Source organism: Sphingobacterium suaedae (assembly GCF_042684625.1).
Lineage (GTDB): Bacteria > Bacteroidota > Bacteroidia > Sphingobacteriales > Sphingobacteriaceae > Sphingobacterium > Sphingobacterium suaedae.
On the sequence record NZ_JBHULR010000002.1, the window covers coordinates 81,016 to 95,394 of the forward strand.

The 14,379-nt window shown below is 40.7% G+C and carries 14 protein-coding genes; 10 read left to right on the forward strand and 4 right to left on the reverse strand.

The features are described from left to right. Positions 1–39 precede the first annotated feature (39 nt). Positions 40–1,902: an ABC-F family ATP-binding cassette domain-containing protein gene (locus tag ACFSR5_RS02710; protein WP_380900453.1), complete on the reverse strand. Its 1,863-nt coding sequence runs from the start codon at positions 1,900–1,902 to the stop codon at positions 40–42. Positions 1,903–2,090: 188 nt separating this feature from the next. Beyond that, the gene (gene apaG, locus ACFSR5_RS02715) at positions 2,091–2,477 is read right to left on the reverse strand and encodes a Co2+/Mg2+ efflux protein ApaG (RefSeq protein WP_380900455.1); all 387 of its coding nucleotides are present in this window, start codon (positions 2,475–2,477) and stop codon (positions 2,091–2,093) included. Positions 2,478–2,597: 120 nt separating this feature from the next. On the opposite strand from apaG, the gene ACFSR5_RS02720 reads away from it, so the two are divergent. From ACFSR5_RS02720 to ACFSR5_RS02760, 9 genes are all read left to right on the forward strand, one after another. Further along, positions 2,598–3,311, forward strand: coding sequence for an SAM-dependent methyltransferase (locus ACFSR5_RS02720; protein WP_380900457.1), 714 nt, complete (start codon positions 2,598–2,600; stop codon positions 3,309–3,311). 14 nt (positions 3,312–3,325) lie between these two features. Then, positions 3,326–3,814 carry a hypothetical protein gene (locus tag ACFSR5_RS02725; RefSeq protein WP_380900459.1) on the forward strand — a complete coding sequence of 163 codons (489 nt, stop codon included), beginning with the start codon at positions 3,326–3,328 and terminating at the stop codon, positions 3,812–3,814. Continuing rightward, positions 3,804–4,901, forward strand: a complete 1,098-nt coding sequence (locus ACFSR5_RS02730; RefSeq protein ID WP_380900461.1) for a Nif3-like dinuclear metal center hexameric protein — start codon at positions 3,804–3,806, stop codon at positions 4,899–4,901. The genes ACFSR5_RS02725 and ACFSR5_RS02730 overlap by 11 nt, the downstream gene beginning before the upstream one ends. Continuing rightward, positions 4,901–5,644, forward strand: a complete 744-nt coding sequence (locus ACFSR5_RS02735) for a zinc ribbon domain-containing protein (RefSeq protein WP_380900463.1) — start codon at positions 4,901–4,903, stop codon at positions 5,642–5,644. Before ACFSR5_RS02730 ends, ACFSR5_RS02735 begins: the two co-directional genes overlap by 1 nt. Positions 5,645–5,813: 169 nt before the next feature. Further along, positions 5,814–9,089: a S41 family peptidase gene (locus tag ACFSR5_RS02740; protein WP_380900465.1), complete on the forward strand. Its 3,276-nt coding sequence runs from the start codon at positions 5,814–5,816 to the stop codon at positions 9,087–9,089. 70 nt (positions 9,090–9,159) lie between these two features. Next, the gene (locus ACFSR5_RS02745; RefSeq protein ID WP_380900467.1) at positions 9,160–10,083 is read left to right on the forward strand and encodes a CPBP family intramembrane glutamic endopeptidase; all 924 of its coding nucleotides are present in this window, start codon (positions 9,160–9,162) and stop codon (positions 10,081–10,083) included. Further along, positions 10,064–10,285, forward strand: coding sequence for a putative signal transducing protein (locus ACFSR5_RS02750; protein ID WP_380900469.1), 222 nt, complete (start codon positions 10,064–10,066; stop codon positions 10,283–10,285). The genes ACFSR5_RS02745 and ACFSR5_RS02750 overlap by 20 nt, the downstream gene beginning before the upstream one ends. After that, positions 10,275–11,072, forward strand: a complete 798-nt coding sequence (locus ACFSR5_RS02755; RefSeq protein ID WP_380900471.1) for a phosphatidate cytidylyltransferase — start codon at positions 10,275–10,277, stop codon at positions 11,070–11,072. Before ACFSR5_RS02750 ends, ACFSR5_RS02755 begins: the two co-directional genes overlap by 11 nt. A gap of 70 nt (positions 11,073–11,142) precedes the next feature. Next, a complete protein-coding gene (locus ACFSR5_RS02760; protein ID WP_380900473.1) occupies positions 11,143–11,805 on the forward strand; it encodes a DUF2461 domain-containing protein in 663 nt (220 codons plus the stop codon). Here ACFSR5_RS02760 and ACFSR5_RS02765 read toward each other — a convergent pair. Then, a complete protein-coding gene (locus ACFSR5_RS02765) occupies positions 11,799–12,995 on the reverse strand; it encodes an anhydro-N-acetylmuramic acid kinase (protein ID WP_380900475.1) in 1,197 nt (398 codons plus the stop codon). The genes ACFSR5_RS02760 and ACFSR5_RS02765 overlap by 7 nt on opposite strands. 118 nt (positions 12,996–13,113) lie before the next feature. Between ACFSR5_RS02765 and gcvH the strand changes: the two genes are divergently transcribed. Next, complete coding sequence (gene gcvH / locus ACFSR5_RS02770; RefSeq protein ID WP_380900477.1) at positions 13,114–13,494, forward strand: glycine cleavage system protein GcvH; 381 nt, start codon at positions 13,114–13,116, stop codon at positions 13,492–13,494. 71 nt (positions 13,495–13,565) lie between these two features. Here gcvH and ACFSR5_RS02775 read toward each other — a convergent pair whose 3' ends face one another. Beyond that, on the reverse strand, positions 13,566–14,321 hold the full coding sequence (locus ACFSR5_RS02775; RefSeq protein ID WP_380900479.1) for a hypothetical protein: 756 nt from the start codon (positions 14,319–14,321) through the stop codon (positions 13,566–13,568). Positions 14,322–14,379: the final 58 nt, after the last annotated feature.

Sequence of the window (14,379 nt, forward strand, 5' to 3'; positions counted from 1 at the left end):
CGTGGAACTTATAATTAAATAAACGTTTCACGTGAAACGTTATATCAGTTCCGCTAATTCTATCCATCTCTCTGATTTTTGATCGAGCGATTTTCTTAACTCATCCAGTTCGGTTATGAGGTGTGTGATTTTATCGTAATCCGTTGTTAAAGCTAGGTTATTTTGTTTGTTGTCAATTTCTTTTTCCAAGGATTCTATCTCAATCTCTAACGTCTCGTATTCTCGTTGCTCTTTGTAGGATAATTTTTTCTTTTCCGTTTGTTCTATTTTGAAATGTTCTTTTTCCTTTACACGGGCCGCGTCTTTTTCTCCTTTCAATTGTACTTCTAAGGTTGTCTTATAATCCGCGTAGTTACCGTTATATATTTGGATATGTCCTTCGTCTTCGAAAATAAAAAGTTGATCCGTAAGCTTGTCCACGAGATATCGATCATGGGAAACTAATACTAATACGCCTGAATAGTTTTCCAGAAACTCTTCTAAAATGTTCAAGGTATCAATATCCAAGTCGTTGGACGGTTCATCCAAGATTAGGAAATTTGGATTGGACATCAATACACGCATCAGTTGTAAACGTTTCTTCTCCCCCCCGCTAAGCTTTTTTACAATATTAAATTGCTTCTCAGGCGGAAAAAGGAATAAGGTTAAAAGTTGAGACGCAGTGATAACATCTCCGTTAGCCATTTCAATGTATTCCGCTACATTTTTGACTACATCTAATACTCGGTCTCCATCCTGAAAAGAAAGGCCACTTTGTCTATAGTAACCAAATACGGTTGTATCTCCTTTGACAACTTCGCCTGAATCTGCCGAATATGCGCCGGTAATAATCTGGAGTAATGTAGACTTACCCGAACCATTCTTTCCTGCTAGTCCAATGCGATCGTATTTCTTGAACGTATAACTGAAATCTTTTAAAATAACCTTTGTATCAAATCTTTTTGTTACCTGATGAAGTTCGAGAATTTTGGAGCCTTGTCTTGAGATTTTAACGGACAATTGTACCGTGTCATTTTTTCGAGGTCCTTTCGATTTTTTCTCTAAATCATAAAATGCTTCTATTCTAGCTTTCGACTTCGTCCCTCTTGCCTGAGGTTGTCTCCGCATCCATTCTAGCTCGCGGCGAAGAAGGTTTCGTGCTTTCTCCGCGGACGCTACATCCATTGTCTCTCGCTCAGCCTTTTTTTCTAAAAAATAGGTATAATTGCCTTTATATACATATACATTCCCTTTGTCGAGTTCTCTTATCTCGTTACACACGGCATCTAGGAAGTAACGATCGTGAGTAACTAAAAGAATAGTTTTATTACCTGTGGTTAATATTTTTTCTAACCATTCTATAGTCTCGATGTCCAAATGATTGGTTGGTTCATCCAAAATATAGATATCCGGATCATCGATGAGTAATTTAGCCAGCGACAGGCGCTTTTTCTGTCCACCAGATAATGACTGTATATCTTGGGTAAAATCCGTAATCTGTAATCGATTTAGGATAGTTTTTATATTGTGCTCATACTCCCAAGCCTCCATAGCAGAGAGTTTGTCGGTAAGTTCAGCCAACTTAACTTGATCAATAACTTCACTGGCCAAGAGCGTTTCGTATTCCTTTATAAGTTGTTGCTGTTCGTTATCGCTGCTGTATATAAAATCGTTTACCGTTCGAAGTCCTGTAAAATCAGGTTCTTGGCTCAAGAATCCGATTTTGATTCCTTTCTCCTTGACGACTTTACCTTCGCTGGGAATCTCAATTTCTGCCAATATTTTTAATAACGTAGACTTTCCCGTGCCGTTTATCCCCACAAGGGCAACGCGATCACCCTTTTGTAATCCAAAATGAAGTTCTTTAAATAACCACCGATCATGAAAAGAATGTCCGACCTGCTCTGTTGCTAAAATACTCAATGTAACGTATCGTTTAAATAATATAAGTCCTACCCGATCTCATGCTTCATGTCTACTTGCTAGAAAGACCATAAAAACAAAGCGTAAACAGAAGGGTTCGCCTATCCGGATACAAAAATAAATAAATATTTGCGGTATTTGGAGTTTGTCTAATGAATAGGACGCATTATTTACAATGGAATTAAACTTTAGTTGAGTTTGAAAGAAGCAATTAAATTAAATCTTGGGATGTCGACCAAGAATACGCTACCGTCCAGTTCTTTAATCATTTCATAATAGCCTTCCATGTAGCCTATTTCACTCTTTAAGTTGCATCCCGAAACATATTGATGGATCTGACCAGGTTCTAGGATAGGCTGTTGCCCAACGACGCCTTCTCCATCAACCTGTTTAAACTCTCCGATGGAATCGAAAATATCCCAATGCCTACTGACCAGCTGTATGGTATGATCTCCCAAATTTTCTATGGTGATCTGATAAGAGAACATATAGTGTTGCTTTTCCGGATTGGAGTACTCGGGCTGATAAACCACATCAACCGAAATCTTAACACCAGCCGTAATTTGTGTAGTCATTTGATAATAAACTTATTAATCTGCACCAAATTATCAAATTATATCTAAATGTCAAATTTTCTTTTCAATACTTTGGCTAGTAGGTCGTGCAATGAGCACTAAATTTAGTAGTTTTGGATTATGTCATTAGGAATGCTGTATCTGATCCCGGTTCCGTTAGCGGAGGAGGCCGAACGAAAGTCTTATACCCTATTTCAAAAGGATGTAATAGAAGAGATAGATGAATATATCGTCGAAAACGAAAAGACAGCGAGAAAGTTTTTAAAGCTTGCAGGATTAAAAAAGCCACAAAGTTCATTGATTATGCATGACTTTGGGAAACACGCCCGAGAAAAGGTGGACTATGCAGCGCTTTTTAATACTATATATAAAGGCAAGGACGTGGGTCTAATGTCTGAAGCCGGGTGTCCTGGCGTCGCCGATCCCGGAGCGGAAATTGTGGCAGAGGCGCATAAACGTGGTATAAAAGTTGTTCCGTTAGTGGGGCCTAGTTCTATTTTATTAGCCCTGATGGCTTCTGGATTCAACGGCCAAAAGTTCGCGTTTCATGGTTATTTACCCATTGATAAAGGAGAGAGATCGCGAAAGATTAAAGATCTGGAAAACCAGTCCGTTAAGGAAAAATTGACCCAGATTTTTATCGAGACGCCATTTCGAAACAACGCGCTGTTCGAAGAAATCGTTCGAACGTGTAAAAAAGAGACGAGGTTATGCGTGGCTAGCAACTTGACAGCTAAAGAGGAAGTGGTATTAACAAAGTCTGTGGCAGATTGGAAAAACACAACCATAGACTTGCATAAGAAACCGACCATCTTTTTAATTTATGGACATTAATTAACGCTATTAAAATGTTTGAAATTTTGCCAGAGCATATCACGAAGGAACTATTGCTGGTTTTTGTCATTGCCACTATCATCCGGATCATCATTTGGATCTTCTTTGGATATACGATTTACAGTACCTTAAAGCTGGTGAAAAAAGAAAATCAGAACATTCTACCCGGTCAGGCCTGGTTCGTCGCTGTGCCCTTTTTTAATATTTATTGGAATTTTGAGGTTGTTAGAAGACTCACGGACTCGCTTAATAATGAGTTTTACGACCGTGAGCTCGAAGTAGAGGAACGGCCCACACAAAAATGGGGAATGTTATTTGCTTGGACATTCCTGCTTACTAACATACCTCTGCCTCCTTTTATTTTGACCGTGATAGGTATATTGCATCTGGTATATTTCATTACCTATTGGGTGAAAATTCATCAGCACAAGGCCCTCTTGAAATTGCATATAGAGCGGTTTGGAAAAGATTATGTTTCAGAAAGGAACCAATATGAAAATTAAAGAACTTACAGATCACCTGGAGCGTATCGCTCCGTTAGCCTTTCAGGAGCCTTATGATAACGCAGGACTTCTGGTGGGTAATCCAAATCAGGATGTTCGGCAGGTACTGATTTGTCTCGATTGTACCGAAGAGGTGGTCGAAGAAGCAATTCGTAAGCAATGTGACATGATTATTTCCCATCATCCTATAGTGTTCAAAGGATTAAAGAAATTCACTGGTAAAAATTATGTAGAGCGCGTCTTGATAAAGGCAATCCGCCATAATATAGCGTTGTATGCTATACATACGAATTTAGATAATGTATTTGGTGGTGTCAGTTCGAAAATAGCGGATAAACTAGGCTTACAAAATCATATGGTGCTATCGCCAAAACGTAATCTCTTAAAAAAGCTGGCGGTTTATGTGCCTCGTACACATGTGGAAATCGTGCGAAATGCTTTGTTTGAAGCGGGTGCCGGATCAATAGGGAAATACGAAGAGTGTAGCTACAATACCGTCGGATATGGTACGTTTCGGGCCTTAGAGGGAGCAAATCCGAGTATTGGAAAGTCAGGAACTCAAGAACGCGTTGAGGAAACAAAAATAGAGGTGATCTATCCGGATCATAAAGAGCGCAGTGTGTTGGTGGCTATGTATGAAGCGCATCCTTATGAAGAAGTTGCGCATGATATATTTTTACTCGATGTTCCGTTCGCAGAAGTCGGATCGGGAGCAATTGGTAACCTACCCTCCCCAATGTCGGAAATCGATTTTTTAGCCTTAGTTAAGGATCGGTTAAACCTGCAAGTTATTCGGCATACAAAATTTAGAAATAAACCCATATCGCGTGTTGCACTTTGTGGTGGCTCAGGAAGCTTTCTACTTCCGGATGCAAAGCGATCCGGCGCTGATATCTTCATCACTGCTGATTATAAGTATCACGAGTTCTTTGATGCAGAAGATGATCTGATTATCGCTGACATTGGACATTTTGAAAGTGAACAATTTACACAAGAATTATTATTGGAAATAATTCAGAAAAAATTTGTTAACTTTGCTGTCCTATTGACAGAAATAGAGACAAATCCTATAAAATACTACAGTTAATGGAACAAACCGTAGAACAAAAATTAAAAGCACTGTGGGCGCTACAGTCCGTACACACGAAGATAGATAAGATCCGCCAAGTACGTGGAGAGTTGCCTATTGAGGTTGCTGATCTGGAAGATGAGATAGCAGGCCTTGATACGCGTATCGAGAAAATCAGAACAGATCTGGATGATCTCGAAGATACTATTGTGAAGCGCAAAAATATGATCAAAGATGCGCAGGCGGCAATCAAGAAATATGAAGGACAGCTGAACGAAGTAAAAAACAATCGGGAGTACGATGCTATTTCTAAAGAAATCGAAATACAGGGATTGGAAATTCAAGTGTGCGAGAAACGTATTCGTGAAGCTGAATTTGAGATTAAAAATAAAACCGAACTTTACGACAGTACGCAAAAGAACTTAGAGTTTAGCAAAGGAGAATTGGATGTGAAGAAACAGGAGTTGGAGACAATTACTGCGGAAACACAGAAGGAAGAGGATACCTTGCTTGAACGCGCTTCTGCTGCGGAAACGCATATCGAAGATCGCTTGATTAAGGTATATACGAAGCTTCGCGGTTCTTTTAGAAACGGCCTTGCTGTTGTGTCTATTGAGCGTGACAGCTGTTCAGGATGCTATAATAAAATTCCGCCTCAATTGCAATCCGAGATCCGTCAACGTAAAAAAATTATTATTTGTGAGCATTGCGGAAGAATCATTGTAGACGAAGGAATCGTTTTTGAAGAAGAAAACGGTTAGTATCCATTCGCAAAAAATTAAGGGGAGCGGTATATATGATTATATACCGCTTTTTCTTTTTATTCACTCCCCCTCCCGCATACAGACTGGGCATTGCAACATTACTGATAGGAGGACTATGCTAATCCTAAATTTCTGCTATTTTTGAGTATCAATCCTTATGATCTATATGAAGAAATATCTTTCCAACCTTTGGCAGGTCATGCTATTTTCTAGTGTCCTGCTGTCTAGCGCAAGCGCGCAACAAGAAACGCTTCTGCTACGAAGTCCCAGCATCAGTAATAACCATATTTCGTTTGTGTACGCCGGAGATATCTGGATTGCAGACAAAAGCGGGAATAATCCGCGTCGTTTGACCGTTAATCCCGGAGTTGAACAAAACCCTATGTTTTCACCAGATGGTAAACAAATAGCGTTTACTGGAAATTATGATGGAAATACGGATGTGTATGTTGTTTCAATAAACGGAGGAACTCCTAAACGTGTGACGTTCCACCCATCGGCAGATATCCTTCGGGGCTGGCTGAATAATAAAGAAGTGTACTTTACCACAACGAGGGAATTTACCTATTCTCTAGGGCCTCGTTTGTATAAGACTTCTTTGGAAGGAGAATTAGCTGTACCGTTGTTGATGCCGGAAGCGTATCAGGGGAGTCCGTCCGAAGATGGACGTTATTGGGCTTACATTAAAAATACAGATCCAACCGAGCGTGATCGAGTGGCTTTTAAAAGGTATCGCGGAGGAGGTATGCCTTCTATTTGGATATTTGATACAGAAAGCAAAGTCGTAGAAACAGTCCCTGGAGATCGTAGCAACGATGTAAAACCGGTTTGGTTAGGAAAGAAAGTTTATTTTTTGTCAGACAGGGACAAAATTGTCAATATATATAGCTACGATACCGAGACAAAAAAAATTGATAAACTCACCAATTATAAAGATTATGACGTCCGCACGTTGACGGGATACGGCACCGAACTAACGTTCGAGCAGGAAGGACGTCTTCATATTTTGGATACTAAAAATCAAAAGGTAAATAAGCTGTCCATTCACGTGCAAGCCGATGCATTATATAGACGACCACATTATATTGATATGGGAAAAGAGATACGTTCTTTTACGATATCGCCGACAGGGCAACGCGCGCTGTTCGAAAATCGTGGAGAAATATTTTCTGTACCAAAAGAGAAGGGTGATGCGCGTAATTTATCAGCTTCGCCGGAATCGCATGAACGTTTTCCTGCCTGGTCTCCAAATGGAAAATGGATATCTTTTATTTCGGATAAAAATGGAAAATATGAACTTGTCTTACGGGATCAAATGGCAAAAGATAAACCCCTGCACATCTCTTTAGGTGAAACATTTTTTTATTTCCAGCCTACATGGTCTCCAGATAGCAAAAAGCTGTTTTATAATGATGCCCATCTAAACCTATATTACCTTGATGTGGAGACTAAAAAAGTGACCTTAGTGGATAATGATCGACAAGCTTCAATTACCGGAAGGACATCGAACCACTTTCAACCAAGTTGGTCCTTCGACTCGAATTGGATTGCCTATGTAAAAAGTCTTGGGAATGGTGTGAGAACATTGTTTTTATATAATTTGAAAACGAAGCAACAGGCGCAAGTAACGGATGGTATGAGTGCTGTTAGTCAGCCTACCTTTAGTCGTGACGGAAAATATTTGTTCTTTTCTGCTAGCACAAATACCGGTCTAACAAACTCCGGATTACATATGACAGCTTATGAGAAAAATGTTAGCTTCAATGTTTATGCATTTATTTTAGCGAAAAAGACCCCTTCTATATTTAAAAATGAAAGTGATGAAGAAAAAGTCGTAGAAGATACACAAGACACGACAAAAAAAAGGAATGATAAAAAAGAGGATAACAACAAGAATAACCGAAAGTCTTCAGAAACAAAGTCGGACGAAACAATAATAGATTTAGACGATATTCCTTCACGTATAGTGGCTCTTCCTCTACAACCTGGATACTATAGCCTGGACGGAACAGCGGAAAATAAGCTAATATATATGCGCGGACGTACCATAGGTGTCTATGATCTGTTGAAGTTGGAAAGTAAAGACCTAGTCGAGAATGCATTTGGTTTCGAAATCAGCGCCGATGGGAAAAAGATGATGTACAAGAGCGATCGCGATTTTTTCATTGTTGATGCCGGACAGAAGCCTGCTCCAGGCTCCGGCAAAATAGAAATCAAAGATGTCAAACAGTTGGTAGATCCCGAGGCAGAATGGAAGCAAGTTTTTAACGAGGTGTGGGCTATGCAAAAGGAATTCTTTTATGTAGAAAACATGCACGGTGTCGATTGGACAGCAGTGAAGAACAAATACAAAAAATTCTTACCGTTTGTTGGACATCGATCAGATCTGGGATATTTATTAAATGAAATGATGGGTGAGATGGTCGTTGGTCACAACTATATATATCCCGGCGATCAACCCTCAAGTCCTTCAATTAATACAGGGACATTAGGAGCGGATTTAGAGGCCACGAATGAAGGGTACAGGATTCGAAAAATTTATACACGGTTGAATTGGAACCCATCGTTTAGAGCTCCTTTAGCTGAGCCAGGAATAGATATCAAAGAGGGAGATTATCTCGTGGCTGTTAACGGGATTAACCTTGTCGGATCCAAAAATTTATATCGATTTTTGGAGAATTCGGTTGATAAACAAGTAATACTGAAGATTAAACGAGCAGTGGAGAAGGAAAGTCGGGAGGTAACGGTTCGTCCGATTTCTTTTACGGATGAAATGGCGCTGCGAAAGATGGATTGGGTGGAAGGAAATAGACAAAAGGTGGATCAATTAAGCGGCGGCAAAATAGCGTATGTATATATGCCTAATACGGGGCAGGACGGTTATACATATTTTAACAGGTACTATTTTTCCCAAATGGACAAAAAAGCGTTACTACTAGACGAACGTAATAACGGAGGTGGATCGGTAGCGGATTATGTCATTGATTTACTTTCCCGCGAGCTTATAGCCGGCTGGAAGTTAAGAGATGGAAAGAGTTTTACAACGCCAGGAAATGGAATCTATGGACCGAAGGCTATGATAATTAACGAAAACGCTGGTTCGGGAGGCGATATGATGCCGTATATGTTTCGTTTTAAAGGCCTGGGTAAACTGGTTGGCCGTACAACGATGGGCATTCTTGTTGGTATATCGGGCTATCCTCCATTGCTGGATGGCGGAAGCATTACTTCTCCAAATTTCGGTATATTTGATTTGAACGGGAACTATATAATAGAAAATGAAGGAGTGGCTCCGGATGTATTCGTCGAACAAATGCCAAAAGATCTACTGGAAGGTCGAGACCCCCAATTGGAAAAAACGGTTAATTTGCTTCTGGATGAAATAAAAACCTATCCATACAAAGAAATTAAAGATCCAAAGGATCCTATTCGAGTAAACTAAAAAATACAGACGAAGGAGCGAATTTCAGCTCCTTTGTCTTTTATAAGCGAGGAATGTTTATTTTTAAAGAATGAATTTACATGTTGCACAAGAAAGAAATCCGTGGTCAGATTTGGTCGTATTGTTCGCTTGGACACTCGGATGCACTATCCTCGTACAATTGTTGCTTATGCTCGGTGGAGCTATGCTAAACCAAGATCTTCTAGCTCTTACGCAACCATCTGTAGGGAAGAAACCCGTAGGTGTATTCAGCTACCTGGTCTTGGGCGGAAGCTCGGTAGGAACATTTTTGATACCAGCACTTATCTATCAAAGAGCGCGTGCAGCTACGGATATTTTTCCAGCACAAAATTGGCGAGATTGGAAAACCTATGTTTTTGGAATCGTTTTTTTAGTTGCGTTCAGCCCATGTATGTCCATTATATCCGATTGGAATATGCAAATGACTTTTCCTGAAGGAATGCGCGGTGTCGAGAATTGGATGCGTGAACAGGAGGATATGATGGCTCATTTGACGGCCCAAACGGTTATGGTTAACGATGTAGGCCGATTACTTGCCAATGTTTTGGTGATTGGTATACTTCCTGCAGTTAGCGAGGAGTTTTTCTTCCGCGGGGCTTTACAGCAAATATTTGCTCGTGTGTTAAAGCATGAACAGTTCTCCATATGGATAGTAGCAATCATTTTTAGCGCTATACATTTCCAGTTCTACGGTTTTTTTCCGCGCATGCTGTTAGGCGTCTTTTTCGGATACTTAGTGGTATGGACAGGGAATATCTGGACCGCTGTATTCGCTCATTTTGTAAATAATACTTCAGTAACGATTTTGGCATTTTATTACGCAAGTGAGAACAAAACCTATGATGAACTTGTAAAAAGTGATAGTTACTCGATAATTGTGTATCTTGGCAGCTTATTCATTAGCGTCGCTGTCGCCTATCTATTTTTTAGATATACAGCTAAAAAGAAGATTTATGGAGAACAATTGGGTTAAGATCGCAACCTATACCAATGAACTAACAAGCGAATTGGCTAAGGTATTATTGGAACAGCATGGTATTGTCGTGGTGTTGCTGAATAAGCAAGATTCATCGTTTAAATTCGGTAAAATAGAACTTCTGGTGCAAGAGGGCGACGCGAAAAACGCACAAGAGATCATTAACGAGCAAAACGAAAAAGGCATCGATGAAAACTAGGGCAATTACAGGTTTCTTTTTCATAGCAGTCCTCATCGCAGTCGTGTTGTTCGGCCCGTATACTTTTGTGGCATCCTTCGTACTAATAGGTACCGCATGTGTTCACGAATTTTATAAAATGGTCCGCAAAACGGATATCAGACCACTCGTTTCGTTGGGCGTAGTGTCTTCGTTTATGATATTGGTACTGGTGGCAGCCACCTGTGTAGAAATTGATGCCAAACTTACGGGATGGTATGCGTTGGTTCCTGTGTTTGTCATCTATATAGCGGCACTTTTTAGACAAACAAGTAATCCGGTACAAGATATAGCGTATACCTTATTTGGATTAGTATATGCCGCAGTACCTTTCTTGTTCTTTATGGGCTTAGGTTTTATAAACAAAACATATAACCCCTATCTGCCACTTGGTTTTTTAATTCTACTCTGGACAAATGACACAGGTGCGTATTTAGCCGGTCGAAGTTTTGGAAAGCGGAAGCTGTTTGAAAGGATTTCGCCAAATAAGACATGGGAGGGCTTCGTCGGCGGAGTGCTTTTGGCCGTGGTCGTTGCCCTGAATCTGGAACGTTACTTTGGTTCTTTATCTCAAATGGAATGGATAAGCGTGGCCATAATCATAGGTGTTTTTGGGACTTTAGGGGATTTGGTGGAATCGATGCTAAAGCGAAATGTTGGCGTTAAAGATTCTGGATCGATTCTGCCAGGACATGGCGGACTTCTTGACCGTTTTGATGGATTGTTAATGGCTGCACCGCTAGTGTACTTTTTTTTAGAACTTATTTAAAACAAATGCTCGACATGCGCGAATAGGTTCGCATGTCCTTGAAACAGATTTTCCAAACGATCTTGAAGTTATGAGAATAGAAAAACAAACGCTGAATTTCTTAAAGGAATTAGGAAAGAACAACAATCGGGAATGGTTTCAGGAAAACAAGCAGATGTATGATGGGGCCTTAGGTAATGTAAAACAATTTATTACGGATCTTATCGGAGCGCTTTCTACATTTGATCCGCATATCAATACAGATATACAAGCGTCCCGTTGTTTGTTTCGTATTTATCGGGATACCCGGTTTTCTAAAGATAAAACACCGTACAAAACGTGGTTTTCAGCGGGCATATCCGTTGATGGGAGGAAATTGGATGGGCCGGAATATTACGTGCACATAGAGCCAGGAAAAAGCTTTTTAGCGGCAGGATATTGGCGCCCAGGAAAAGCGCACTTGGATGCAATACGCCAAGAGATAGATTACAGTTATAATGAGTTGATCGAAGCGTTAGCGCAGGGAAACTGGACGGTTGATGACCTTTCTTCTGAAGACAAATTAAAAAGAGCCCCGAGTGGATACCACGAGGATGATCCACATATCGAGGTTCTGAAATTGAAAAGTTTTATATTATATCAAGGATTCACCGACGCAGAAATCACCTCGGATCACGCTCTTCAACAACATGTAGATACCGCAAAACGTATTTTTCCTTTTAAACGTTTCATTCATCAGGCGTTAGATCAATAAGGAAAACTTATCTTTCCCATACAAACGGCGGGCGAATCTTTTAAAGAAGATACGTGTTCCGGTCCACCTGCAACGGTTTCGTTGGCTAATAAAGCAAATAAGCAGGCTTCTTTGGCATCCGGATTTAAGCCAAGCTCAGTAAATGAACGAACAGGAACTGTCTGCAGATCGTGCCTAATATGTTCCATTAAAAGAGGGTTATGAAGCCCTCCCCCGCTAACATATACGCACAGTCCTTGCATACCTTTTGATGCTCGTTTTATCCCTTCCACGATGGCAGAGGCGGCGAACTTGTTCAACGTGGCCATAACGTCCTCTGGAGATATTGATGCGGTGTTTGTCAATGCTTGTGCCCGTTCCAAATAGGCAAGGTTAAATAATTCCGGACCTGTGGTTTTTGGAAAATTGTCGGTTAGAAAGGGTTCATGTAAGAGTGCCGTCAACAGATCGGGATGTATATGCCCCGCCCTTGCACAACGAGCACCTTCATCCATTTCCAAGCCGAAGTGTTTATGCATGTATTGATTCATCATGGTATTACCAGGCCCGAGATCCGTGGCATAAGGCTGGAGAGCTGTTCCTTTTTTGGGCAGAAAAGTGAAATTGGAAATGCCACCAATGTTCAAAAGAAATCGCTGCTCGCGATCGTGTGTAAACAAAAGATAGTCTCCATAAGCAGCGAGTGGTGCCCCTTCTCCGCCTGCGGCGATGTGTTTTTGACGAAAATCAGAAAGGGTTATGATACCGCTACGGGAGGCTATATGATCGCCATCCCCGAGCTGTAAAGTACTGTTGGGATACTTTAGGTCTTTTGTCAAACGTTGTGGTGCATGATAGACCGTTTGTCCATGGCTGGCAATAAGATCAATTTCCGAAGGAGCTATCTGCCAAACCCCTAAGGTGTTTGCCACAAGATCGCCGTGCACGGAACCTATAAAAGCGTTCAAACCACAGAGGTCTTGTTGGTCGATTTGCCGTTTTGCAAAGATTTCGCGTACACGATCACGGAATAGATCTGGATACGGTACGGTGACAAATTTCTCTAGCCGGAGTCGTGTGTCTATTCCACTCCCGCCTATTGAACACAGCGCGACATCTAGGCCATCTAAAGATGTTCCCGACATCAACCCAATGACCTTTCTCTCTGTTTTACGGGCGATGTGATATAGTTTTTCTATCTGAGGATTCATAAAAGCTAAATTAGCAGATTTACGGGAGTTGAGAGGTGTTCAACACACGTTTGCTTGAAAATGTTTAATTTTTGTTTATATCGTCGGATAATTATATTTTTGAGCAAAGAAAAAAGATATGAATTTTCCAGCAGAGTTAAAATACACAAAGGATCACGAATGGATTCGTGTAGAAGGAGATGAGGCCATAATTGGTATCACAGATTTCGCTCAACGCGAACTAGGAGATATTGTTTTTGTTGACATAAACACGGTTGGCGAAGAAGTGGCTGCAAATGAGGTGTTTGGTACGATAGAAGCGGTGAAGACCGTATCTGACTTATTTATGCCGGTTAACGCGACAGTGTTGAGCGTGAATGAAGCGATTGACTCCTCTCCCGAGTTAGTGAATACGGATCCTTACGGAGAAGGTTGGATTATTCGAGTGAAATTAAATGCTCCGGCTGAAGTTGATGCGCTATTATCTGCGGATCAATACAAAGCAGAGATCAACGCGTAATACCGCAAAGTAGATAAAGTAAAGGCGCTCCTATTCAAATAGAAGCGCCTTTTTATTGATGTCAAATCGTTTTATTGCACGTTCATTGTTACGTCACTCACGATTTTAGCACCCTGTGCTTCGATACTTGTTTTAATCTGACTACTTTTCGTAAATAAAGTCTGCTTATCTAAAGTATAGCTTCCTGCCAAAGTCCCTATTTCATTGGCGGTCTTATCGAGTAGTTTCCCCGTCACGTCGATAACGAACCCGTCAGTTGTCTCTTCTCTAAAGGTTGAGGTCGTTTCAGTTTTTGAAATAAAGGGATTGTTTTCCATCTCTGCGGTACTTTGCCAAGTCGAGCCTGGAGAAACTGGTTCTTCAGGGAGCGGAGTAGAGATATTAGAAAAAGCAGTTTTATCTATCCCTTCCGCCAAGCCATCAGGAAGTAGTACTTGCACGGGTTTGCCTTTTGGAGTTAAAACAATGGTTATGGTTTGTCCAATAATTTTTGAAAATTGCTCCGCGAGCATTTTCGACATCTCATCTTTCGGCTCTTCTGCCGAATTATAAGTCATGGTCATCATACCCGCATCAACATCGACTTTGATGCCGTTCGTAACACTTTCAATAGTAAACTGTTCGTTTTCATTTTTAGTCGGTGTCATGGTCATCTTCATGTTCATGTCCATGATAATACTTTGCGGACCGTCTATGTCCGTTTTGACAATCATGTCGATGTTTAACGGCTTTCCGATCTCTGGATTCAGCTTAAAATCTACGGTCTTTTGTCCGAATGAAAGAAGCCCCATGAACATGGCGACTCCGGTTATAATGTATCTTTTCATAATAATTCTTGATGAGGTTAAGATAGGGATTTCCAAGTAGACTCTCTATAAAAAAAGA